Below are 23,264 nucleotides of genomic sequence, written 5' to 3'. Positions count from 1 at the left end.
TTGATGTCGATGGTGCCGCCGATCTGATCGATATTGGTGCGCACCACGTCCATGCCGACGCCGCGGCCGGAGACCGAGGTGATGGCGGCCGCGGTCGAGAAGCCCGGCGCGAAGATGAACTTGTGGATCTGGGCTTCGCTCATCTTCTCGAGCTCGGCCTCGGTGACGAGACCGGACGAGATCGCCTTGGCCTTGATCTTCTCGGTGTTGAGGCCTCTGCCGTTGTCGGCGATGCAGATGATGATGTGGCCGCCCTCGTGATAGGCGGACAGGCGGATGGTGCCCTGCTCGCCCTTGCCGCTCGCGAGACGCTCGGCGGGGGTCTCAAGGCCATGATCGGCGGAGTTGCGCACCATGTGGGTGAGCGGATCCTTGATCAGATCGAGCACCTGGCGGTCGAGCTCGGTGTCGGCGCCGTGCATCTCCAGCTCGATCTGCTTGCCGAGTTCGCTCGAGAGGTCGCGGACGATGCGGGGCAGCTTCTGCCAGGCATTGCCGATCGGCTGCATGCGCGTCTTCATGACGCCTTCCTGCAGCTCGGCGGTGACGTTGGACAGGCGCTGCAACGGCACCTTGAACTCGGTGTCCTCGTTGCGGCGGGAGATCTCCAGCAGCTGGTTGCGGGTCAGGACCAGCTCGGAGACCATGGTCATCAGATGCTCCAGCGTATCCACGTTGACGCGGATCGACTGGTTGGCGACGCGGTCGCCCTCGCTCGCCACCTCGTCGGCCATCGACTTCTTCGGCGCGACCTTCTCCTTGGCGGCGGGTTTTGCGGCTTCCTTCGCAACAGGGGCTTCGGCGGCCGGCGCGGGTGCAGCCTCAACCTTGGCAACGGGCGCAGGCACCGGCGCTTCGATCGCGGTCTCGCGGAAGGCACGCTCGAGTTCGTCGAGCGAGACTTCGCCGGGACGCAACGGGCGCTCCAGGGTCTGGTCGATCAGCGAGCCCGAGGTCATCTCCTTGGCGGGTGCGGCAGCCGGGGCTTCCGGCGCCAGCGGCGGGGCGTCAGTAACGGGAGCAGAACCTGCCGCCGGCATCGGCTGCGCCGAGCCTGACGCGATCGGCGAAGTCGACGCTGACATTGCCGCCATGCCTNTCGTCGGCCATCGACTTCTTCGGCGCGACCTTCTCCTTGGCGGCGGGTTTTGCGGCTTCCTTCGCAACAGGGGCTTCGGCGGCCGGCGCGGGTACAGCCTCAACCTTGGCAACGGGCGCAGGCACCGGCGCTTCGATCGCGGTCTCGCGGAAGGCACGCTCGAGCTCGTCGAGCGAGACTTCGCCGGGACGCAACGGGCGCTCCAGGGTCTGGTCGATCAGCGAGCCCGAGGTCATCTCCTTGGCGGGTGCGGCAGCCGGGGCTTCCGGCGCCAGAGGCGGGGCGTCAGTAACGGGAGCAGAACCTGCCGCCGGCATCGGCTGCGCCGAGCCTGACGCGATCGGCGAAGTCGACGCTGACATTGCCGCCATGCCCTGCTCGACCATCGCTTCCAGCTTGTCGATGAGGTCGCGGTCGGTGCCCTCGGGCTCGGCCTCGGTCGCTTCCAGGCCGGCCAGAATCTCCTTGATGCGGTCGATCGAGGACAGGATCACCGTCACCGCTTCGGCCGTCACCGGCATGCCGTCACGGAATTTGCCCATCAGCGTCTCGCCGGCATGCGCCAGCGCTTCAAGCCTGGGCAGGCCGAGGAAGCCGCACGTGCCCTTGATGGTGTGGACCAGGCGGAAGATGTTATCCAGGATCTTGGCGTTGTTCGGCTCCTGCTCGAACTTCACCAATTGATTGTCCACGGTGTCCAGGCTCTCGCTGGTCTCCGTCAGAAACTCCCGCAACAGATCATCCATGAAATACGCCTTACTGACCTGAACCTGGACTTCGACGTCCGAGCCACCCTTGGCATAGACGGAAGCCCTCCTCTGGATCGTTAGACATCCCCTTTCACAGTCCCGTTAATTTCATCTTCCGTGCTAATACGGATATTGAAGAGAAGTTTGGGGTTCGGCGGCATGCCGCGGCGCTTTTCGGCAAATCCGGCTGCGCCGCAGCGGCGGGACGGCGCGCGGTAAACAGACCGACAACAGCTGGGCGAAGCGCGCGGGAAAGTCCTGCTCGTGAAAGACCATAGGGCCAGAGTCCGGAACGTTGGACCGAGCCACCCGCAAGCGCGGATGCGTTCGCGCTCCTCGTTTCGCGTAGTTGCCGCCGACTGCAGGATCCGCGCTTGCGGTAAACGAACGGTTACCTCGTCGTCATCGTGGCCTGCGCTGCGCTAACCCATCCGCGCGGCCGAGGCCATGCCGCCGTCGGGACGATGCTCCGCCAGGCAGTCGTTGATGGCGGCGAGCAGCGCGTGCGGCGTGAACGGCTTGCGCAGACAGCGTGCGGCACCGAGTTCCAGCGCCATCCGGAGGAAATCGGGTGCAGGCGAATTCAGATTGGCGAAGGCGTAGCCGGACATCGCGATCAGCGGAACGACCGGCGCGCGCTCGTGGAAGATCCGGATCGATTCGAACCCGCGCATATGCGGCATGAAGATGTCGACGATCATCAGGTCGAACTGTCCATGTTCGAGGGCGCGCAGTCCGGCTTCACCTCCATCGGCAATCGTCACTCGAAAATTGTTGCGCTGAAGATAGACCTCGATGGCCATGCACACCATCGGGTCGTCGTCGACGACGAGAATATGGCGTTGGCACTCGGTTCTCTCGTGAGCTTCCGGTTTCGGCGATTCAATCGTCGGACCGTGGGACACGCCTTCCTCCTTTGCTTTCAATCAAGAGAGGGATGGTCGCAAACGTCATTGGCGAGCCGAGAAGAACGGAGACGAGATTTGCGGCATCGGGCGCCAAGGCCCAAGGCAATGTTGGAGGATCGTAATCACTCGCCCGACGGACGAGGCGGCGCGGGTCAACCGGTGTCCGATCGGCAGCACGGATGCAATGCTTCCGGCTCATGAAGCCCCCTTACCGCTTTTTCCTGCATGCCCATGCAGCAGACGCGCCCCTCACGAGCGAATCAACGCCCTTCTTATTTCGGCCGCAAATCAGACGGCCTGTCTGCCCTCTAACGAGTATATGGACGCCGCTACAACCTTTACAATAGTATTTGTTCACCGTGCAACTGAACGACGAACGGCAGAATTGGCCCCATCGAACCCGCCGGATTGACTTGCGTGACCGCGAGCGGACCCCCGCCCAATCAGCTGCTGCAATTGCTCGACGCGCCGGCTTTCGATCTGCTGCGTCCGCATCTCGCAACGGTCGAAATGGTCAGGAAGTCTGTCTTGGGCGAGGCCGGGACTGCGCTGAGATACGTCTACTTTCCCCATAGCGGATCGGTTTCAATCACAGTGGGCCTGTCCGAAGGACAGATGATCGAGGTTGCGATGCTGGGCCGCGACAGCGTCGTGGGCAGCGGCGCCGCCCTGGCCGACGGTATCGCGCTGTCGGACGCGGCCGTGCTGGTCCCCCGCACCGCTTCCGCGCTGGAAATCGCGGCCTTCCGAGCCGTCGCCGCCGCAAGCGCGTCGTTTCGCCTGCTGATGGTCCGCCACGAGCAGACCTTGCTCGCGCATGCGCAGCAGTCGCTGCTCTGCAACACGTTGCACCCGGTCGAGGCCCGGCTCGCGCGCTGGCTCTTGCGCGCCCGCGACCTGTCCCATGGTGAAATGCTGCCGCTGACCCAGGAAGCGCTGGCGCAGATGATCGGCGTCCGGCGAAATGCCATCTCGCTGGTCGCACACGACCTCCAGCGCGCCGGCGTCATCCACTACAGCCGGGGCCACATCCGGATCCTCGATCTGCGGGCGCTGCAGACGACGTCCTGCGACTGCTATGCGGCGGTGAAGGCCCACCATTTGCGCCTGGTGGAGCCATGCCGTGACGACGGCTGGGGCCATCATCGTGTACCGGCGTGAATGCAGCCTCACGGGAACGATCATCGGGGCGGACATCTTGTCCCAATTGCCAATATATCCCGACGGAAACATGATGGAACCTACTCGCGCAGGACGTGATTTCGCGTATCGCGATACGATCATGCGGGAAACGGGGAGGCAGCTTTGGAAACGATGGTGCGCTCGTCCAATGGTTTCCTGTCCGCGCTGCTGGCAGACGATTATGAATTGATCCGCCCGCATCTGCGAACAGTTGATCTGCCCCATGACGCCGTGCTGGTCGAGACCGGCGAGACGCTGACGCGCGCCTATTTTCCCCACCGCGGCGTCATCTCGCTGGTGGTGAAACTCGCCAGGGGCGAGCATGTGCAGGTCGCCATGATCGGCCGCGACAGCCTGCTCGGGACGCTCTCAACCATGGGCGATGCGCGCGCGTTGAACACCGCCATCGTGCTGGTTCCAGGCCTTGCGTCGGTGATGGATCTCGACCGGCTGCGGATCGCCGCCGATCAGAGCAGCACCTTGCGCACCTTGCTGACTCGCCACGGGCTGGCGGTTTACGCCCAGGTCCAGCAGACCGCGGGCTGCAATGCCGCCCATCCGGTGGAGGCGCGGCTGTCGCGCTGCCTGTTGCACACGCACGACCTGTCCGGCGATTACCGGCTGCTGCTGACCCAGGAGGCCATGGCGCAGATGATCGGGGCGCGGCGCAACAGCGTGTCGCTGGTCGCCAATACGTTGCAGCAGGCCAATTTCATCCATTACAGCCGCGGACACATCCAGATCGTCAACCTCGACGGCCTGCGCCAGACGACCTGCGAATGCTACGCCACCGTGAAGGCCCAGTACGACCGGCTGCTCGGCGCGCGCTGACCGCGGCTCGCATGGTGAACCGCCGGCTAATGCCGGCCCGCAAACACCTCATGTCCTGCTACCGGAACTGAAATTCGAATGCCGTAGACACGGGGTGTGCCCTCGCGCCGGGACGTGCCGCGCGACCAATGACCCGTGATCAAGGCAGCAAGACCATGTTTGACGTCACCGTCGCGCCCGCGCAGAAGGCGCTCGATTCCGAGCCCCCGCGCGAGCCTCGCGCATACGAAGCGCTGGTGCGCGAGATCGGCGAGGACGGTGCCCGTGAAGTGCGCGAGGTGTTCTGGAGCGAGACCTGCGCGCGCCTGCAACTGTTCCGGACGCTTTCGCTCGCGCAGCACCAGGCCAGGATCGCGCGCGAAGCGCATTCGCTGAAGAGCGCGGCCGGAACGTTCGGCTATGTCAGGCTCGCGGCGCTGGCGCTCGCGTTGGAGAAGACCGCGGAGAGGCTCAGCGACGTCGAATTCCGCGATCTCCTGGACCTGATGGATGCCGCCTATGCCGCCGCGCGCGCACAGGAGCCGCCGCGCTGACCACTCGCGCGTGCATTCCCGCCGTACTTCTACGGCGTGGGATTTTTAGAGATGGCTAATCATAGGTGGCGATAGTCCCGGAAAACCAGGAGGGTTTCCATGTTCACCTACGAGACCGCGGACCAGAAAGAAGTTCGGCGCTTCCGCATCGCCCAGTTCAACGGCCGGATGGCGACGGTGAAGGCTGGCGAGTCGACGGTCACCGGCTTTGTGCGTTCGGTGCTGGAGCAGGAATCGAGCATGCCGCCCCGCTGGATCATCACGATCATCCCGAACGGCCCCAAAGAAGAGATCAAGCCGCTGCGCCCCGCCTCGCGCGCGCGTCCCTTCGCCGAAGACTATTTCTGAGCGCGATCCGGCTTCCAGACTTCTCGAGAAAACATCTCGGGCCTTGTCCGCACCGCCTGCCGGCGATGCAACACGCCAGCCTCAGTCGATTGAATGCAGCAGCGCCGCACGGACGAGGTCCGCGGTGTTGCGCGCACCGAGCTTGCGCATCGCCTCGGCACGATGGCTCTCGAAGGTGCGCGGACTGATCTGCATCCGAAGCGCGCCCTGCTTGTTCGAGTAACCTTCGCTGATCAGCCTCAGCACCTCGCGCTCGCGCTTGGTCAGGCGCTTCTGGCCCGACGGGCCGAGGAGTTCGGCACTCGGCACGCGCTGGGCTTGCTGGGCGCGCATGGCCTTCGTGTCGGTGTCCTCGACGCCGGACGGGATCGGCAAGCCGCCCTTGTCGGGGCCGGCAAGCTGCTTGACCAGGCCGCAAACGCGCTCGGTTTGTGCCAGCGCATTCTCGACCACCCGCTGCAAATAGGCACGGTCGCCGGCAATCGGTGCGAGCTGATCGCTGTGATGCTTGATCTCGCCCATGTAGAGCAGCAGCGCAGTCAGGGGACCGTTGAGCTCTCGGGCGATGGCGGCAGCCATTTCGTCGGCCGCCTTGGCCCGGGCAGCGCTCAGGCGGACGAAATCGAGCTCTTCAGTTGGAGCAGCGCTGCTTTCGTCCCATTCCGACGGCCGCGAATCGATGGCCGTATCATTCTGTGACCCCATGTCACTCATTTAGCGGAACCCGGGGCGGTCTGTGGTTAACTTTTTGCTCCGTAAGACTACGGTGATTTTGGCAGTTTTGCGCTAAAATGGCGGCGCAGGCACAATTTGTGCTTGCGTCCGTCCGCGAGCGCCCGCGCGAAGGTTGAATTTTCAACCGAAATCAGGGGCAAACGGGCCCTAATCGCCCGCGCCCGACGTCGGCCCCCCGGTTTTTACGGAATAATTAACGGCGACTTGCTTCTCTAGCGAGGTTGAGAGCGCGCAAATGCCTCCACGCATTGGGCCCGCACGCGCGCGGGAGACGCTGCGAAAGATTGCGTGCCATGAATGAGATCGATCGGCTGTCGGAATTCTTGCAGAGGCTGACGCCGCTGTCGCGCAGCTGTCTGCTCAGCGAACTCGAGCGGCTCGAGCTGTGCGGCATCGACATGCCGGGTTCGGCCGAGATCCAGTCCCGCTTGCGCGCCGAATTTCGCAAGGATGGATCGACCCAGGCGCGCGCCACCAGTCCTTCGCGCTACTTCTTCGCGCCGCTCGAGCTGCTGCTGATCGACGGCGCGCCCGAGCACGCCAATATGGGGCGGATCTCGCGTAACACGCTCACTCCGATCTGGGAGTGGATCTGCCGCGATCTGCTGCCGACCATGGCACGCGACTACATCAAGGCGATCAGCGACCAGGTCACCGCCCACAACCAGAAGGAGGTCCTGAAGATCGCGTCGACCTTCCAGACCAAGGTCGTCAAGGTTCTAGAGAGCACCTTCGCTTCCGCGGACAGCGCCGAATTCGCGCGCGGCAAGCTCGCGCAATACACCGCGTCACGCAGCGCCTTCGACGACGTCAAGAAGATACTGCATGTGCTGCGCGCCGGCTATGCGCTGCCGAAATTCAACGAAAAACTGCCCGAGAAGATCGCGAAATTCGACGACGGTCAGGTTGTTCGGACCACCGCGCAACTCGACGCCTTCAAGAAGGCCCATCCCGAAGCACTGCCCTACGCGCTGACGCTGGTGGCGAGGCGCCTGACGACGTCCTGGCAATTGGTGCGTCTCGCCACCAAAGCGGCCGCGAGCAAGAGCGCGGCCGACGTTGCCGCCACGCCCTATGCCTGCGTCGTTCCCATGGTGCTCGACCGACTCGACGACAAGCGCCTCGCGCTTCGTGTCGCGCTCCGGCACAACCGGGTGCTGGTCGCCCGCGACCTGCTCGCCGAGATCTACGACACCGAATATGCGCTCAAGGTGCGCATCGACGGCATCGAGCATTGCGAATGGGGCGTCCGCCTTCAACAATTGATGGACGCGATCGCGACCCTGGTCTCGGCCGAGGTAAGCCGCTTCCCCGACAATGTCGGCCATATTCTCGGGTCACGCCGGCTGCGCAGCCACGACACGATCAGTGGCAAGCTGACTTATCTGGCCTGGAAGGGACGCGACGCCGTGCAGGACGGCGCGGCGGCGTTTCGCAAATTGATCGGGCAGAGCTGATATCGCGCAAGGCGCCTAANGGCTCCTGCTCGAACTTCACCAATTGATTGTCCACGGTGTCCAGGCTCTCGCTGGTCTCCGTCAGAAACTCCCGCAACAGATCATCCATGAAAACAGGCCTTCATACAGGAAGGGCGCGCACGAGGCGTGATGCGCCATTTCGGAATGGGGCCAGCTTCACCGCAAAGCGTTTAATATTGGTTGAGTATGTGCAAAAGAACGGAACCAACAAAGAGATAAGGCGCTCCGGACAAGCCGAAGCGCCTCGTAAAGATTCGCTTAAGAGGTCGAGCGCGACGCGCCGTTTACGAAGCGGTAACGGTGATGGCTTCGCCTTCCGGCGCAAGCTTCACGGTAAGCCCGCAGGCCTGCGCCAGCAGCCGCGTATAATAAGGCTGGATCGCATGCGCATCCGCGGCAGGCCCGCGCTCCCCACTCAGCAGCTCGGAGATGTTCTGCGGCAGGCGCGCGTTATGGCCGGTCGCGGTGATGCGAAAGCTCATCGTCTCGCCCTCGCCGATCGGGTCGATCGTCAGCATGCCGCCGCGCGGGATCGTGTGCTGGGCGACGACCAGCATGTTGAGCAGCAGCTTGACGCGGTTCTTTGGCAACAGGAGCCGCGGGAGATTCCAGGTGATCGAGCACTTGCCGTCCTCGATGTGGCCTTTCGCCATGGTCTGGGCATCGCCGAGATCGATCTGCGCGCCGGAGGAGCCGGCCGCGCCGAAGGCGAGACGGCAGAACTGCAGCCGGGCGGAGGCGGTCTTGGCGCTCTTGCGGATCAGGTCGAGCGCGAATTCGCGGTCCTCCGGCTTGGGATCGTCGTCGAGCACTTCGAGCCCGTTGACGATGGCGCCGACAGGGCTGATGAGATCGTGGCAGACCCGCGAGCACAAGAGCGCGGCGAGTTCGAGCATATCGGGAGCAGTAGCGGTCGCGGGCGACGAGGCGTCAGACATATAAAGGGGTCCTGGAGGGTTCCTGGAATTGCACGGCGCTGGACGCCGCGAATCACGCATGCTTGACGGATGCTGCGGGTTCTAACATTCGCCAGCCCGCGGCAGCTAGCTTGCGATCACGTCGAGGCGGTCATAAAGCCCAATCGAATCGTTCGCGGGGCGAATCAGTCGAGAAGGAACGAATTGCCGATGATTGAGGCATCCAGGTGAAGCGGATCATCGACGGCGCGGCCGCATCCGGCCTGATGGAGCCCTTGACGGCGCTGGTGGTAAAGGCGGGCGAGGCGATCCTTTCCGTCAACCGCGCGGCGATGCGGATCGACGGCAAGCAGGATGGCTCGCCGGTAACCGAGGCCGACCTTGCCGCCGACCGTATCATCGCGGAGGGCCTGGCAGAGCTCGCAGGCGACATCCCGACCCTCTCGGAAGAACGGAGCCAGCTCGCCGCTCCGCCGTTTGAGGGCAGCTTCTTCCTGATCGATCCGCTCGACGGCACCAAGGAGTTCGTCGCCGGGCGCGACGAGTTCACCGTCAACCTCGCCCTCGTGACGTCGGGTGTGCCGCTGCTGGGCATCGTCAGCGCGCCCGCGCTCGGCCTGCTCTGGCGCGGCATCGTCGGCCGCGGCGCCGAGCGGGTGAGGTTTGACGGCGCTACCATCGGCGCGGCCGAGCCGATCCACACCCGCAAGCTGCCGGCGCGGGATGAGCCCTGGATCGCGGCGGTGAGCCGCTCGCATGGCGATCCCAGGAGCGAGGCGTTCATCGATGCCAGGCCCAACGCCGTGAGAACGACCTGCGGCTCGGCCGTGAAATTCGGCCGGATCGCAGAAGGCAGCGCCGACATCTACCCCCGCTTCGGGCCCACCTGCGAATGGGACGTCGGGGCTGGCTCCGCGGTCGTGACCGCGGCCGGTGGCAGGGTGACCGACGGCAAGGGCGGCGAGCTCCGCTTCGGCGAGCGGCACGCGAGCGGCTTCATCATCCCGGAGTTCATCGCCTGGGGCGATCCGTACGCGGCAGGCCGCTACTGACTGAGCTGTTCCTGAAGGGCCGGCCAGCGCTTGCCCACCTCATAGAGAAATCGTTCGGGATTGGCGGCGAAGGCGTCACGATTGGCTTCCCGGCTGAACAGATAGAGCCGCTGCGCCGCGATCGTGAAGAAACGGGGATTGCCGGCGATGGTGACGCCGCGGGCGATATCGGCGGGATCGTAGCCGCCGAATTGCGGCCCATAGATTTCGGGATGGGCGAGGAAGGAGGCGCGGTTGCCCTCGTTGCGGAAGCGCCAGACCGCGCCCCAGAGATTCGCCTCGAACTCTGCGTTCCCCTTCACCGCCCGGCCGTCGACGAAGTAGGCCACGGGGTCGAAGCCTTCGATGGCAATTCCGGTGAAGCGGTTGACGACGACCCGCTCGGTGGTGGCAGCCTCGGCCGGCAACCCCAAGCCGATGATCCATATGCCCGACAGCAGGCAGACGAGGAGGCCGATCAAGGCAATTCCGGGGCGCAAAGGGCTATCTTCCTGCCGTTGTGCCGTCATAGTTGCTGCGGATAACATCCGAGTCGAGGGGACATCCGGCGCAACCTAGAGCCGCGTCTGTTGGCGTCAGGTTAAGGAAGCGACCGGAATCGATACCAGGGGTTCTTTTATGACTTTCGCATCACGCCTCGCTGCGCTCGCGCTTGCCGCGATGGTCGGCTGGATCGTGCCGGCTTCGGCCCAGACGGCGCCGCCGCCGGACCTGCCGCCGCCGCAGCGGACCCCGACGCCCAATACTTACGGGCCGGATGAGCTCGTCGGCGCCGGGCACCGTTTCTTCGGCAACGTCTCGCGCGGGCTCGCCTCGATCATCGAGAAGGCGGTCAGCCAGTGGGGCCTGCCCAACGGCTACATCCTGGGTGAGGAAGGGTCCGGCGCCTTCGTCGCCGGCCTGCGCTACGGCGAAGGCACGCTCTACACCAAGAACGCCGGGGATCTGCGCGTCTACTGGCAGGGCCCCTCGCTCGGCTTCGACTGGGGCGGCGACGGCGCGCGCACCATGACGCTGGTCTACAACCTGCCCGCCACCAACGCGATCTACCAGCGCTTCGCCGGCCTCGACGGCTCGGCCTACATCATCGGCGGCTTCGGCATGACGGCACTCACCGCCAACAACATCGTGCTGGTCCCGATCCGCTCCGGACTCGGCCTGCGGCTGGGTGCCAATATCGGCTATCTCAAATACACCCCGCGAGCGACCTGGAACCCGTTCTAGGGTCTTCTGCTCCCATCCGGTTACGGATCAAGGTTAACGACAGGCCGGGGCTGGCTTTTTGCCGGCGCCCCATGGCATGGTCGTTGGTGAATTTTTCCTTAAGCTTGGGAGTTCTGGCCCATGGTCGAACCGATCATGTACCTGGCGATCGGTTTCCTGCTCTCGATGCTGTGCGGACTCGCGATCGTGCCTCTGGTGCATAACCGCGCCGTGCGCCTGACCACGCGCCGGCTAGAAGCCGCAACGCCGCTGTCGATGGCGGAGATCCAGGCCGACAAGGACCAGCTGCGCGCCGAATTCGCCATGTCGGCGCGGCGGCTCGAGATGAGCGTCGACCAGCTCAAGAACAAGACCACGAGCCAGCTCGCCGAGCTCGGCAAGAAGAGCGACGCCATCAACCGCATGAAGATCGAGCTCGGCGAGAAGAACGCCACGATCTTCGCGCTCGAGGCGCGCGAGAAGGCGGTGAAGGAGCAGCTCCGCGCCACCGAAGAGGAATTCAACGCCAAGACCGAAGCCTTGCGCGCCGCCGAGAATGCGCTGACCGACAAGCAGAACGAGCTGGCAAAAATCAATTCCGAACTGTCCGACCGCTCGCTGATGGCGGAGAGCCGCCAGGTCGAGCTGCTCGCCGTGCGCGCGCAGATCGAGGAATTGAAGAACCGCGTCGGCGACGCCGAGAAGGAATTTGTCGCCACCCAAGCGCGCCTCGCGCAGGAGCGCACCGAATCCGAGACCGCCTCGCGCGAACTCGGCGAGGCCCGTAGCCGGGTCGAGAATCTGAGCCAGCGCGTCACCGAGCTCGATCGCCAGTTGATCGGGCAGGTCAAGGAAGCCGAGATGCTGTCGGGCCGCGTCGCCGACCTCGAGGGACGGCTGGCCACGCAGGGCAAGCTGCTTGCGGAGCGCGACTATGAGAACAACCAGCTCCGCCAGGCCAATGAAGCTGCCGAGCGCACCGTCAAGGAGCTGCGTGTGGAAATCGCGGGCCTGAGCAGCGCGAAGTCGTCGTCCGCGGTCGCGACCCTGCGCGCGGAAAAGACGGCGCTCGAGGAGCAGCTGCGCATCGCGCGCGACGAACGCGCTAAGCTCCAGCGCGACGTCAACACGATCCAGCAGCAGGCCGAGAGCTCCTGGGCGACCGAGCGGATGGAGAATGCGCTTTTGCGCGAGCGCATCAACGACATCGCCGCCGAGGTGGCAAAGCTCGCGATGCAGCTCGAAGGTCCGAACTCGCCGATCGAGGCGCTGCTGGCGGCCGAGGCCGGCCAGCCGCCGAAGCCGGCGCCGCGCCCGGCCAACGATGCCACAACCAACGGCGCGCCGAGCCTGCCCGAAGGCGGCGGAACACTGGCCGAGCGAATCCGGGCGCTGCAGGCTCACGCCTCCCGCGCCCGCCAGCAGGGCGCGTGAGCAGCCCAAAACCGCCCTTTCCGACGCGCGCGGCGTGATTGGCGCAAGCTTTTCCGGCTTCGAGCCACCTGGAAACTTGACACCTCAAGCCCGCACTTCTAAATCGCGGGCTCCGATGCGCCGGCCGGCCGACAAGGTCCGGCCGCCTGCATGATGGTCCCGGGCGCATAGCTCAGCGGGAGAGCGTTCCCTTCACACGGGAGAGGTCCAAGGTTCGATCCCTTGTGCGCCCACCATTCATCCTCCTGAACCCCTGCCGGTTGCGGACGATTACCCTACCCTGACGGCTGTCTGGGCCGTCCAAATCAAAAATGTCGAAAACAACCCCATGCACAGTAGCCGACGTCAGTCGGATCAATGGGTTACGGCTTTCCCGAATTTTTGTTGCTCAATCGGCAAAACAGGGGCATGAGGCCCCCTGACCGCTCTAATGAGCCATCAGGACCGGCAGATCCGCGTGTTCCATGATGTAGCTGGTCGCCCCGCCGAATATCATTTGCCGCAGACGCGTGCGGGTGAAAGCACCCTTGATCAGGAGATCGCAGCCGTTAGCCCTGGCGGCATCGAGGACCGCCTCGCCGGTATCGCGATTCCCCAGCTCAACCCTTATCGCCTCGGATGCAATGTCATTGTAGCGCAGTTGCTCGACGATGCGATCGGCAGATGGTCCTGGTACCTCCTGGCCGCCAATGACAGTTAGAACCGATACCCTTTTCGCCAAGCGAAGCAGCGGCATGGCAAATGCGTTTGCCCGCGCTTGCTCGGTACTACCATTCCAGTGGATCATGATGTTTGTCGCGACGCTTGTCGGTGCATTCAACGGCGCCAGCAGGACCGGCCTGCCGCTCTCAAACAGCGCGGATTCGATCGCGCGACGGTGAAGGCCCGCAGCATCGACGTCAGACCGTGCCATCACGATCAGATCGAAAGCGCGCCCATAATTTCCGACAAAGTCTTCGCCCTCCGGCGCGTTCTCCAGCCAGCCGAAGCATGGCCGACCTGAACCCGCAGTGGCTCGATGAATGTCGTGCTTCAGCATGAATGCTTCGAAGAAGTTGCGCATGTCGCTCAATTCGGCCTCGCTCTTCGCCTCATACGAATCCAGGAGGATGCCGGTGGCCAATTCTGCGGCCACATATGGCGGGATGCCGAACCGAAGCGGAAAGCCTTCGATATAGGCTCCGGAACGCTGAGCGAGGCCTACGACGACATTCAGCGTGGATGTCATCATCGGAATATTTTGAAGCGGGACCAAGAGCGTCTTCATTTTCAACCTCCCCGTGTTTTGGTGAACATTGAGGTCAGATGCGCTGCGATCATTCCACCTTGCGAGACGTCCCGGATTGTCATCGACCACGAGAATGGTCAGGCGGCCTGCTCAAGCCTCGTGTCTATCTCCTGGCGCAGCGCCGCGAAGTCGATTGGTTTGGTCATCAGGTCGGTTGCGCCGTTCGCCAGCGCCTTGCGCCTGGTCTCGGCGTCTCCGTAGGCCGTGATCATGATGACCGGCACATCGGGGCGGACCGAACGCACGATGGGCAGCATCTCCAGCCCGCTCATTCCGGGCATGTTGATGTCGGACAGGATCAGAATCAGGGTGGCGTCCTCCATCTCGACCGTGCGCTCCAAGGCCGCGGGCGCGGACGATGCGAACTCCATGAGAAAGCGGCCGGCGCGCAAATCGCGGCGAAACTGCTGGCGAAACAAGGCCTCGACGTCCGGCTCGTCGTCGACGACCAATATGTAGACACTCAACTTCTGCCTCCGGTCCGCGATGGTGCCGCCAGCGTACGTGGCAGCGTAATGATGAACTCGGTATAATCGCCGGGCTCGGTATCGACCTCGATACTGCCGCCGTGCTGCTTCACGATGATGTCGTGACAAATTGAAAGGCCGAGGCCGGTGCCTTCGCCTGCGGGCTTGGTCGTGAAGAATGGATTGAAGATCTTCTCTCTCACCTCGGCCGGGATGCCGGCGCCATTGTCGCGAATCCGGATTTCGACGGAGCCGCCCAAATTTGTGGTCGTCGCGCGCAGCCTTGGCTCGAAGCCGTGGCCGGTGGCGTCCCTTTGTTTGCTCGCCGCGTAGAATCCATTGGAAACGAGATTGAGGACCACCCGCGTGATTTCCTGCGGATACAGCTCGAGGGCCCCTGCGGATGGATCGAGATTCCTTTCAAGCGTGATATCGAAGCCTGCTTTCTCAGCGCGCGCCCCGTGATAAGCAAGGTTGAGACTTTCCTCGACGATGGCGTTGATATCGGCCGAGCGGCGCTCGCCTGCCCCCGCGCGAGAGTGCAGAAGCATATTCTTGACAATGGAATCGGCGCGCGTTCCGTGCTGCACGATCTTTTCCAGATTGCCCTGCAGCAGGTGAATCAGCGCGTCGATGTCCTGCCTTGCTGCCTCGCCAAACGGGGCTGAGCGCAGCCCGTCGCGGAGCTCGTCGACCAGCTCGGAGGACAGCGCAGCGAAATTGTTGACGAAGTTGAGCGGGTTCTTGATTTCATGTGCAATGCCGGCGGTGAGTTGCCCGAGCGAGGCACGCTTCTCGGTCTGGACCAGCCGATCCTGCGCATTCCGAAGTTCCTCGAGCGACTGCGACAATTCCCTTGTGCGCTCGCGCAGTTCATTCAGCAGGCGTGCATTCTCGATTGCGATCACGCCCTGGTGCGCGAAATTGGATACGAGTTCGATCTGCTTGTCGGTGAAGGGCTTAATTTCCTGCCGGAAGATCGTGATGGTGCCGATCAGCTGATCTTCCTTGAGCATTGGCACGATGACGAGGGTCCTTGCACCGGCAAGGTCGGCAAGCGCGCGAACGTTCGGGTTGCCTTCGACGTAGGGCGGCTGAGTCCTGATATCGTCGATATGAACCGTCTGATGAGTTTTCTCGACGGTGCCGAGCCCGCTTGCCGGGTGCGGGCGAATTTTCTGGTATAGCCGGGTGTCAACATAAGCCTGTGGCGCGTTATGCAGCGCAACCGTGCGGAAGCCGCCGTCCTCGTAGAGATTCATGGTGCCGAAGCCTGCGCCGCAAATGCGGGTCGCATTCTCCAGCATCTTGTGGAAGACCGGGGTCAAGGCGCCCGATGAAGCGCTTATGATCTCCAGCACCTCCGACGTTGCCGTCTGTCGCTCCAACGATTCGTTCAGCTGCTCGAACAGACGCACGTTGCCGATGGCGATGACTGCCTGATCTGCAAAGGTCTGAAGCAGGTTGATCTGCTTCTCGCCGAACGGGCGCACCTCCGTACGGCGTAGCACGATCGCCCCCATGCTCTCGCCTTCTCGCAAAAGCGGCACGCTGAGGACGGTGCGAACGCTGGAGCGAAGCGCATATTCTCGTCCCGTCGGGAATTCCTCCCCTTCGGGCCCGAGCAGGTCGTGCACATGAACTGTGCGGCGATCGATAATAGCCCGGCCGGTGGGCGATTCTGCACTGATCGATCGTCGGCTCCACACCACGGGAACTTGGCCATGGTGCGCCTGGATAACGAGATCATCGCCATCCCTCAGAACGACCAGCGCATCATAGGCCTCGCAGAGTCCGCATGCGCTTTCAACAATGGCCTTGAGCACGGGACCGACCTCGGTCGGCGAGGATGCGATGACGCGCAGGATGTCGGCGCTGCCGGTCTGGTACATCAGCGCCTCGGACAGATCCCGCGTCCTGGTTTGCAATTGTTCCAGGAGCCGCACATTCTCGATGGCGATCACGGCCTGGTCGGCAAACGTGGTGACGAGTTCGATCTGCTTTTCCGTGAAAGGCTGCACGCGCCGGCGAGCGATCACAATCGCGCCGATCGGCTCGTTCTCGCGCAGGAGGGGAACAGCAAGCGCCGTGCGCTGACCGGCCATCGTCGTGGACTCGCGCAGGCTGTATTCGGGATCGGCAGCAACATCGAGAACCTGCACCGGTCTGCGTTCCAGCACGGCCCGACCTGTGACCGTGCTCCGTCCGGGGATAATCGGGTGAACCCGCAGAAACTCGATGTATTCCTCGGAGAACCCTACCGCTGCTCCGGCCTGATATTCATCGCCCTCGCGGCGCATGATGAACGCCATCTCCGCTTCGCACAGCCGCGCCGCCGAATCGACCAGCGTATCGAGCACGGTTTGCAGGTCGAAGGTCGAGCGGCTGATCACCTTCAGCACATCGGCCGTGGCAGTTTGCTGCTGAAGCGATTCGGCGAGATCGCGCGTCTTCGCCTGGACCTCATCGAATAGCCGGACATTTTCGATCGCGATCACGGCCTGATCGGCGAAAGTGGAGACCAGGTCGATCTGCTTGTCCGTGAACGAGTTTACGGTCTTGCGGCCCAGGAACAACACGCCGATCGTTTCCCCGGACCGAAGCAGGGGCACGCCGAGGAGGGTGCGATAACCGCCGGCCCTCTGCTGCTCGGGATAGGCATATTCGGGATCGACCAGGACATCCTGAATCTGGACAGCTTTGCCGGACAGCAGGACGCGCCCAACGACGCTGCCGCGTCCAGCATTGAGCCGAATGCGCGCCGAGACCTCGGCCCACTCGGGCGAGAAATTGTACCGCGTTGCATGATAGTAGGCGCCGTCGGTGTCCTGCCGGACGATGGCCGCCATGTCGGCACCACACAGCCACGCCGCCGATTCCGTCAGCGTGTCGAGAACCGGCTGCAAATCAAACGCGGAACGGCTGATGACCTTCAAGACATCGGCGGTCGCGGTCTGCTGCTGCAGCGACTCCCGCAAGTCGTCAGTACGCGCCTGCACCTCATTGAACAGCCGCGTATTCTCAATGGCGATAACGGCCTGATCGGCGAAGGTCTGCAGAAGTTGCACATGATGCGGAGCGAAATTACCGGGCTCGGTCCGCGTTACGCTGATCATGCCGATCACCACGCCGCCGGTCGAGAGCGGAACGAACAACATGCTGCGAAAGCCGCGGGCGCGAGCGATGAACTTGATTTCGTTCGTCAGCGTTTCAGTGTCGGAAGTCGGTACTGCCTTACCTGCCTGGACTCCTGCGAAACTCTCAAACTCGGCAATCGGCCTCGGAAACATGTTCTTTAAGGCCTCGTCGGCGGCAGAATTCGTCGGCGTGAATGCCGCCAGATGGGCCGTGCCGTCGATGAAGCGGAATACGGTGGTCGAAAATCCGCCAAGCAAGGCATTGGCCTGCCTCGCAATCGCATCGAATACCGGCTTCACCTCCGATGGCGAACTGGCGATGATCTTGAGAATGTCCGCAGTGGCGCTCTCGCGATCTTGTGCGGCGCGCAATTCGGCCAAGAGCCGCGCGTTCTCCTGCTGCAAATCCGCCACCACGTCCTGAGGAAGCGCGGCCATGATGAAAATCCACATCGCCAGCCGGTTCGCGGCCGACGTCAAAATTAAATCAAGAAAGCGTCGGGAATTATTCCACCATCAGGTGCTTCCGACCAGACGTATTGTTAGTTGATTTTCAATCGACTGCGCGTCAATTCGCCTGCGCGATCTACCGAAGCGGCGAGTTCCACAAGTTGCCACTGCGGGCCGCGGCTATCTGCCGCCAAGATCTACAGATACCATCGCCATGAGCGCACCTCAGGAACGCATCGCGTCAATCGCGTGGGCTATCAGGACCGCAACGCTGACGCCGATAAGGATAACGAGGAACCAATTCAAAAACACGTTCGCCTCCAACCTTTGGAATTGAACGCGCGCAATTGTGCACAGTCAAAAACAACCGGCCCAAATTATTAATTTCGGCTTGCGCTGAGGATTCAATGTAACTGTTGCGCCCGTTGTCGGCCCTATCGATGGAATGCCATGAATAGAAGAACCCCGACAACGCACGCCGCGAGTGAGAGCAAGTAAATACCCACGGCAAATCCCGACTCATCTCGAACTGGAGATTTAAATGGGAACTCGCATTATGCCCCGGTCAAGCCCAAAGCTTACCAGAAACAGTTGATATGCTCTGTAACCTGCCAGCCGCGGCAATCATGGCTCTGGAGCCTGAGGTCTCTGCCGCAACGCTCTAGCTTTAGATGGCTGATTTAAAAGCATTTTGTCATGGAAATTTAATCCGCTTTAATTCCGCCCTCACCCGACTGCAGCCGGCCCATTCAAACTGCGCCTTAAGAAGCGTTGCGATTTGCGCTACTCGCACTCGCCTTGCCGACGCCTTTTTCCACCTTTACGACAAACGACCTCGGCTTGGGCGCCGAGGTCGCCAACCTTGGGGAAGGTTTGCTCCCGACGGGGGCTTTTGATTTGGGGACTTGTCGGGAGCCTGGATTCGACTCGGAATTGGGAAAGTCGTTCCGCTTGCCGAGCAAATAAAAGCGGCCTCGGAGAACGGGTGCGGGGGCCGCTGCATTTCCGGCCATTCGTTCAGCTCACCTGTCCTGATGGGTTTGTCCCTTCCTGATGCGGAAGCACCGACTGCTCGTCGAATTGCCCTCGAAGAGCTCCCGCGGGCCTGACTGAGATCGAGCGCGGTTTTCTAAGCAGTCTAGGCGGCTGAGGCCGGCTGGGCTCTGCTCCGGCTCAGGGAGCCCGTGGGACGCCAGAGCGCAACAGCAATCCACACTTCACGGTCGCGTGCACGAAGCCATTTTGGCGGCCAAACGAAGCAATGCTGAAACAACGCGGTCCGATGCTGAGATGAGTGAGGGAGGTTTTAAATGCGTAGCCTAATTTTCGGGGTTGTGCTCGTTGCGCTAGCAACGATTGGATCTTCATCGTTTATTTCGGCCGCTCTTTCGGCAACGCGGGATGCCAAGTCTGCAACGTTCTCAACGCGGTTCGCGCCAGCAATAAACGTTCCCACCTGCACTTTGCCCGGGCCGCGGGCCGGTTCGAGCGTGCGTTCTTGAGCGGCTGCTTTCCGAACCATGGATCGGCACTCCGCTGTTCGATCAGAGCCTGATACTGCCTCACGGTTGGAACGGATAACAGCTGCAACCAAGGATAATTGCGCTTTCGCGCGTGGCTTGGGGATATTCTGCCAATAGGTCAACGCATCTGCATTTTCCGAATCGACGTTCCATGGTCGCTCGCTCATGCGTGGCATTCGGGGGTGTAGGTGTGAGCCAGTTTCTATCGATGCTGCTGCTAACAACAGCCGTGGTTCTAACCGTCTGCTTCGGAGTGGCGGCCTGGCGCCTCTCTGACGAAAAGGACATTGACATCACTGGCCGGATCGAACGCCAGTGGTATGGAGGGAAAGGGGCGCCAGCCAGATAACCCTTTCGCTTGCCTCCTGCGCGCTCTCTGCTCTGAAATGCCGGTTGCGCTTCGCTGGCACGGTCCTTGCCAATTCCGGCCCATCTTAACCGGTCCCGGCAGGGAGTCGTTTCGCGATGAAACAGAAATCTCGGACCTCAAAACCGCAAAAGCCTAATCTGGAACACATGATTTCCGATTTGGTGAGATTGCTTAAGGCAATAGAGGATCTTGAGGGCCTAAGAGAGAAAGTCCGGCGAGCAGAAGCCGCTCGCGTATTGCGCTAAGCTTGGCGGGCAGAGGCGCATTATTAAAATTATTAAATATGGGTCGATCGGCGCAGCGATCTGTTGATCGCAGACGATCAGTGGCGCGCCCGCCACCCCTAGTATTTGGCGATGACGGGGCCGCCCCAGCGATAGTTCAACCGCACGAGCCCGATGTCCACGTCCTGGCCGATCCGCTCCCTGCGCGTGAAGGCGCCGGCCGCCACGCCGCCAAAACCACCGGCGCCGGTGAAACTGACGTCGCGATGGCCGAGGAAGATGTGGTCGTATTCCACACCCAGCGACCAGTTCGGGGCAAAGCCGAATTCAAGGCCGCCACCGACGATGCCACCCCAACGCGTTTCGCTGGCTCGATCGAACTCCGCGCCGGTGACGACGTCGTTGGTTCGGTATTTGTCGGCGACGGCCGCGCCGCCGCCTTTCACGTAAAGCAGGACATTGTTCCAGGCATAGCCAAAGCCATTCCGAACGCGGCGACGGACAACAGGAACTTCTTCATAAGCGTCCCCCACGAATCTCATACGTCATGCAATCGGCCTGATCTTAACGATTTTCGGGTGTTTGGATGTGATCTACGGGAGAATCGCATGTCGACCATCTTCATCACCGGCAGCACCGATGGCCTCGGCCGGGCGGCGGCGCAATCGCTGCTCGGTCAAGGACACCGTGTGGTGCTGCATGCGCGCTCGGCCGATCGTGCCGATGCCCTTGGCGAGCTGAAGTCACGTGCCCAAGGGATCGTGGTCGGCGATCTCAAAAGCGCGGCCGAGACGAAGGCTATCGCCGATCAGGTCAACGCGATCGGACGCATGGACGCGGTCATCCACAACGCCGGCGTCTACACGCGTCCCGGTCGCGGCGCGACGCCGGAAGGCCATGCCGAGACGCTGGCCATCAACACGCTTGCGCCGTACATGCTGACGGCCCTGATCCAGCGGCCCGGTCGGCTCGTGTATCTCAGCAGCGGATTGCACAGGGGTGGAGAGGGCTCGCTCGATGACCTCGATTGGACCAAGCGGGCCTGGGATTCCGCCCAAGCCTACGCCGAGAGCAAGTTGCACGTGGTTGCGCTGGCCTTCGCGCTGGCGCGGCGCTGGCCCAAGGTCCTCTGCAACGCCGTCGATCCCGGCTGGGTGCGCACGAAGATGGGTGGCGCGGGCGCGCCGGTCGATATCGACACCGGTCAACGGACCCAAACCTGGCTGGCGGTGAGCAAGGATGCTGCAGCTTTGGTGACGGGGCGCTACTGGCATCACCTCGCGCAGCAGCAGCCGGCCAGTGAAGCGACCGATCCGAGATTTCAGGACGCGCTCATCGGTAAATTAGGCAAGCTGACGGGAGTCGAGCTGCCGGAGGTGTAGGGCACAATAACGGATCAGGCTTCACACCGCCCTCTGTGGCCGCCACGCCGTGTAGAGACCGACCAGGGTCCCGATGGCGGCCAGCGCGGCTGCCAGCAGGACCTGCAATTCGCCATCGTCGGTGGGGCCGACAGATGACACGATCCTGCTCACGATGACGAACAGAATGCCCACGGCCGCCGCTGCCCCCACGCAAAGATAAGCGAGCTCTCGCGTCAAATTGCGGCCGAGCAGTCCGAGTGCCGTGAAATACATCGCAGAGGCGTTGGGATGAACGAACAAGGCAATGCGCGCGTAACGGCCGTAGGCGTCGAACAGCGACTCACATCGGCTCAGCGCGCCTCTTGAGGCCACCCGCTGCAGGAAGGGCCTGAAGAAACGAGCCTGTCCGTAGCTGAGAACGGCGCCCAGGATGATGGCGAGCCACGCCACGGTGAAGACGGAGCCGTCCACGGCCTTGGGATTGAGCGCCACCGACATCAGGATCAGGGCGGTGCCGGGAAAATAGCCGAAATACGGGAACACCGCTTCCAGCAGCACGCAGACGAACATGAAGGCCGGAAACCATGCCGACCCGGTCGCGCCATGGACGATCGCGTTCAGATCGAACAGGCTCGTCCTGTACAGAACGAGATACATGCACATGGCCAGTCCCGCCAGCGCGTAGAACGGCAATGCTCCCGACCAAAACCGTCTCATCCAACCATCCAGCTCTGTTCGGCGGAGACGACGGCCTCACGCTGTTCCGGACCACGCTTTAGGCGAATGAGATTGCTCCTGTCGATGGCGCGCTTTGCCACGCAATCTTCGATGCGGCCCTGCGCTTCGCTACGCGATCGACAAGATCTCGATCTCCTGGGCGCCTGCCCCGACGACATCGCCGACCGCTTTCCCCATCAGTGACTTCGCCACCGGCGCGACGAACGAGATCGTCCCCGCCTTCGGGTCGGCTTCGTCCTCGCCGACGATGCGATAGGTCTGCACGCGGCCATCAGTGCGGCTGAATGTCACCGTGCTGCCGAAGGCGACGATATCGTTCGACACCGGATCGGGAACGACCTGCGCGGTGCGTAAGCGCTCCGTCAGATAGCGGGCGTCACGGAGGGGCACGGCCGATTGCCGGCGCTTCTCGTTGACGTCCTCGATGGCTTGCGCGGCTTCATAGGCCTCGCGGGCTTCTCGAAGCTGCGTCTGCAACGCCTGCAAGCCGGCTTCCGTCACGAGGTTGGGATGCGGCGAGATCGGGCGATCCGGCAGCAGCGTCTCTGACGCGGTCTCGGCGCTTTCTTCCTTGGTAAAGGCGACGCTCAATGCAAGAATCCTGTCGAACTGTTCCGGGGGCGACGCCAGACGCCGCCGCTTTTCCCGGACTATATCTCAAGTTCGACGAAACGACGGAGCTTGAAGACGATATCCGGCAAAGCCTGGCGGAACCGCGTTGCATTCTGGAAATTGGTCGAGAACGGCGCGAAGGTGATCATCGCGTTCCAATGCCGGTAGCCATAGACCGTGACCGAGACGCCGGTGGCCGGAAAATCCTCCAGCTTGCGCAATTGGCCCAGCACGAGATCGGCAATCGCTTCGGCAGGCAGCAGCTGCTTGCCATCCCGCGTCGTGACTTTTTTTGCAGGCTGCTCGACCGGCTCGGAGGTGGCCGGCGCAGCGTGGGACGCATCCTCTTGGCCAATCGACGTCGCCTCAGCGATGGGCGCCGAAACCGCTTCCACTCCGTTCGAGGGCACCGTCGGCGGCCCCTCGGTGAGCGGCGGCGGTGCAACACTATCTGCGCGCTTGTTGCCTCCGAGGATGCTGCTGATCATGGCCACGAGGCCAGCATCCTTCACGTCGTCACTCATCATTCCCCCCGGGATTCGGCCTACTCTAGCATTGCGCTGGCAGACCGCTACCGGGGATGTGACCGGAAGACGCCTCGCAGAGGCGGTTCGTCGCAGCG

Annotated in this window: 21 protein-coding genes, 1 tRNA gene and 2 pseudogenes; 10 read left to right on the top strand and 14 right to left on the bottom strand. The window is 62.8% G+C overall.

Going from position 1 to position 23,264, the window contains the following annotated elements; all coding sequences use genetic code 11:
• From XH84_RS21605 to XH84_RS21595, 3 genes and pseudogenes are all read right to left on the bottom strand, one after another.
• On the bottom strand, positions 1 to 1,085 hold a 1,085-nt coding region (locus XH84_RS21605; RefSeq protein ID WP_245471791.1), incomplete at its 3' end, for a chemotaxis protein CheA.
• A gap of 4 nt (positions 1,086 to 1,089) precedes the next feature.
• Positions 1,090 to 1,845, bottom strand: a pseudogene (locus XH84_RS21600) (Hpt domain-containing protein); the annotation flags it as partial.
• 425 nt (positions 1,846 to 2,270) lie between these two features.
• A complete protein-coding gene (locus tag XH84_RS21595) occupies positions 2,271 to 2,735 on the bottom strand; it encodes a response regulator (RefSeq protein ID WP_430641931.1) in 465 nt (154 codons plus the stop codon).
• A gap of 438 nt (positions 2,736 to 3,173) precedes the next feature.
• Here XH84_RS21595 and XH84_RS21590 point away from each other — a divergent pair, with 438 nt between their 5' ends.
• The 4 genes from XH84_RS21590 to XH84_RS21575 all read left to right on the top strand — a co-directional run bounded on the left by XH84_RS21590 (position 3,174) and on the right by XH84_RS21575 (position 5,650).
• Positions 3,174 to 3,917: a Crp/Fnr family transcriptional regulator gene (locus XH84_RS21590; RefSeq protein ID WP_128919916.1), complete on the top strand. Its 744-nt coding sequence runs from the start codon at positions 3,174 to 3,176 to the stop codon at positions 3,915 to 3,917.
• Between the two features lie 153 nt (positions 3,918 to 4,070).
• Positions 4,071 to 4,769, top strand: a complete 699-nt coding sequence (locus XH84_RS21585) for a Crp/Fnr family transcriptional regulator (RefSeq protein WP_181769256.1) — start codon at positions 4,071 to 4,073, stop codon at positions 4,767 to 4,769.
• A gap of 155 nt (positions 4,770 to 4,924) precedes the next feature.
• Positions 4,925 to 5,302, top strand: a complete 378-nt coding sequence (locus XH84_RS21580) for an Hpt domain-containing protein (RefSeq protein ID WP_164936333.1) — start codon at positions 4,925 to 4,927, stop codon at positions 5,300 to 5,302.
• Between the two features lie 99 nt (positions 5,303 to 5,401).
• Positions 5,402 to 5,650: a hypothetical protein gene (locus XH84_RS21575; protein WP_128919919.1), complete on the top strand. Its 249-nt coding sequence runs from the start codon at positions 5,402 to 5,404 to the stop codon at positions 5,648 to 5,650.
• 81 nt (positions 5,651 to 5,731) lie between these two features.
• Here the strand turns inward: XH84_RS21575 and XH84_RS21570 are convergent, their stop codons facing one another.
• Positions 5,732 to 6,355 carry a helix-turn-helix domain-containing protein gene (locus XH84_RS21570; RefSeq protein WP_128919920.1) on the bottom strand — a complete coding sequence of 208 codons (624 nt, stop codon included), beginning with the start codon at positions 6,353 to 6,355 and terminating at the stop codon, positions 5,732 to 5,734.
• Positions 6,356 to 6,678: 323 nt separating this feature from the next.
• Between XH84_RS21570 and XH84_RS21565 the strand changes: the two genes are divergently transcribed.
• Complete coding sequence (locus XH84_RS21565; protein WP_128919921.1) at positions 6,679 to 7,842, top strand: hypothetical protein; 1,164 nt, start codon at positions 6,679 to 6,681, stop codon at positions 7,840 to 7,842.
• 305 nt (positions 7,843 to 8,147) lie between these two features.
• Here XH84_RS21565 and chpT read toward each other — a convergent pair whose 3' ends face one another.
• Positions 8,148 to 8,801 (bottom strand): histidine phosphotransferase ChpT, encoded by a 654-nt coding sequence (chpT, locus tag XH84_RS21560; protein WP_028134580.1) that lies wholly within the window; start codon positions 8,799 to 8,801, stop codon positions 8,148 to 8,150.
• 206 nt (positions 8,802 to 9,007) lie between these two features.
• On the opposite strand from chpT, the gene cysQ reads away from it, so the two are divergent.
• The gene (gene cysQ, locus XH84_RS21555) at positions 9,008 to 9,832 is read left to right on the top strand and encodes a 3'(2'),5'-bisphosphate nucleotidase CysQ (RefSeq protein ID WP_164936313.1); all 825 of its coding nucleotides are present in this window, start codon (positions 9,008 to 9,010) and stop codon (positions 9,830 to 9,832) included.
• On the opposite strand, the gene XH84_RS21550 is transcribed toward cysQ, so the two are convergent.
• Positions 9,826 to 10,311, bottom strand: coding sequence for a YHS domain-containing (seleno)protein (locus XH84_RS21550; RefSeq protein ID WP_128919924.1), 486 nt, complete (start codon positions 10,309 to 10,311; stop codon positions 9,826 to 9,828). The genes cysQ and XH84_RS21550 overlap by 7 nt on opposite strands.
• 139 nt (positions 10,312 to 10,450) lie before the next feature.
• Here XH84_RS21550 and XH84_RS21545 point away from each other — a divergent pair, with 139 nt between their 5' ends.
• The 3 genes from XH84_RS21545 (at position 10,451) to XH84_RS21535 (ending at position 12,705) form a co-directional block, all read left to right on the top strand.
• Positions 10,451 to 11,056: a DUF1134 domain-containing protein gene (locus tag XH84_RS21545; protein WP_128919925.1), complete on the top strand. Its 606-nt coding sequence runs from the start codon at positions 10,451 to 10,453 to the stop codon at positions 11,054 to 11,056.
• A 120-nt stretch (positions 11,057 to 11,176) separates the two neighbouring features.
• A complete protein-coding gene (locus XH84_RS21540; protein ID WP_128919926.1) occupies positions 11,177 to 12,469 on the top strand; it encodes a coiled-coil domain-containing protein in 1,293 nt (430 codons plus the stop codon).
• Positions 12,470 to 12,630: 161 nt separating this feature from the next.
• Positions 12,631 to 12,705 (top strand) — tRNA-Val (locus tag XH84_RS21535).
• Positions 12,706 to 12,896: 191 nt separating this feature from the next.
• Here XH84_RS21535 and XH84_RS21530 read toward each other — a convergent pair.
• The 5 genes and pseudogenes from XH84_RS21530 to XH84_RS21505 form a co-directional block, all read right to left on the bottom strand.
• The gene (locus XH84_RS21530; RefSeq protein WP_128919927.1) at positions 12,897 to 13,736 is read right to left on the bottom strand and encodes a universal stress protein; all 840 of its coding nucleotides are present in this window, start codon (positions 13,734 to 13,736) and stop codon (positions 12,897 to 12,899) included.
• Positions 13,737 to 13,834: 98 nt separating this feature from the next.
• Complete coding sequence (locus XH84_RS21525; protein WP_128919928.1) at positions 13,835 to 14,224, bottom strand: response regulator; 390 nt, start codon at positions 14,222 to 14,224, stop codon at positions 13,835 to 13,837.
• Entirely contained in the window at positions 14,221 to 17,799 is a 3,579-nt protein-coding gene (locus XH84_RS21520) for a GAF domain-containing protein (RefSeq protein ID WP_245471790.1), read from the bottom strand. The genes XH84_RS21525 and XH84_RS21520 overlap by 4 nt, the downstream gene beginning before the upstream one ends.
• Positions 17,800 to 19,117: 1,318 nt before the next feature.
• A complete protein-coding gene (locus XH84_RS39915) occupies positions 19,118 to 19,501 on the bottom strand; it encodes a hypothetical protein (protein WP_164936314.1) in 384 nt (127 codons plus the stop codon).
• A 546-nt stretch (positions 19,502 to 20,047) separates the two neighbouring features.
• A pseudogene (locus tag XH84_RS21505) lies at positions 20,048 to 20,404 on the bottom strand (outer membrane protein); the annotation flags it as partial.
• A gap of 132 nt (positions 20,405 to 20,536) precedes the next feature.
• Between XH84_RS21505 and XH84_RS21500 the strand changes: the two are divergent.
• The gene (locus XH84_RS21500; RefSeq protein ID WP_128919933.1) at positions 20,537 to 21,310 is read left to right on the top strand and encodes an SDR family NAD(P)-dependent oxidoreductase; all 774 of its coding nucleotides are present in this window, start codon (positions 20,537 to 20,539) and stop codon (positions 21,308 to 21,310) included.
• Positions 21,311 to 21,331: 21 nt separating this feature from the next.
• Here XH84_RS21500 and XH84_RS21495 read toward each other — a convergent pair whose 3' ends face one another.
• The 3 genes from XH84_RS21495 to XH84_RS21485 form a co-directional block, all read right to left on the bottom strand.
• The gene (locus XH84_RS21495) at positions 21,332 to 22,009 is read right to left on the bottom strand and encodes a hypothetical protein (protein WP_128919934.1); all 678 of its coding nucleotides are present in this window, start codon (positions 22,007 to 22,009) and stop codon (positions 21,332 to 21,334) included.
• Between the two features lie 129 nt (positions 22,010 to 22,138).
• Entirely contained in the window at positions 22,139 to 22,621 is a 483-nt protein-coding gene (gene greA / locus XH84_RS21490) for a transcription elongation factor GreA (protein ID WP_128919935.1), read from the bottom strand.
• A gap of 59 nt (positions 22,622 to 22,680) precedes the next feature.
• The gene (locus tag XH84_RS21485; RefSeq protein ID WP_128919936.1) at positions 22,681 to 23,166 is read right to left on the bottom strand and encodes a hypothetical protein; all 486 of its coding nucleotides are present in this window, start codon (positions 23,164 to 23,166) and stop codon (positions 22,681 to 22,683) included.
• Between the last annotated feature and the right edge of the window lie 98 nt (positions 23,167 to 23,264).

This window comes from Bradyrhizobium nanningense, from assembly GCF_004114535.1.
GTDB lineage: Bacteria > Pseudomonadota > Alphaproteobacteria > Rhizobiales > Xanthobacteraceae > Bradyrhizobium > Bradyrhizobium nanningense.
The sequence above is the reverse complement of the archived record's forward strand: the minus strand, read 5'-3'. Positions and strand labels throughout refer to the sequence as shown.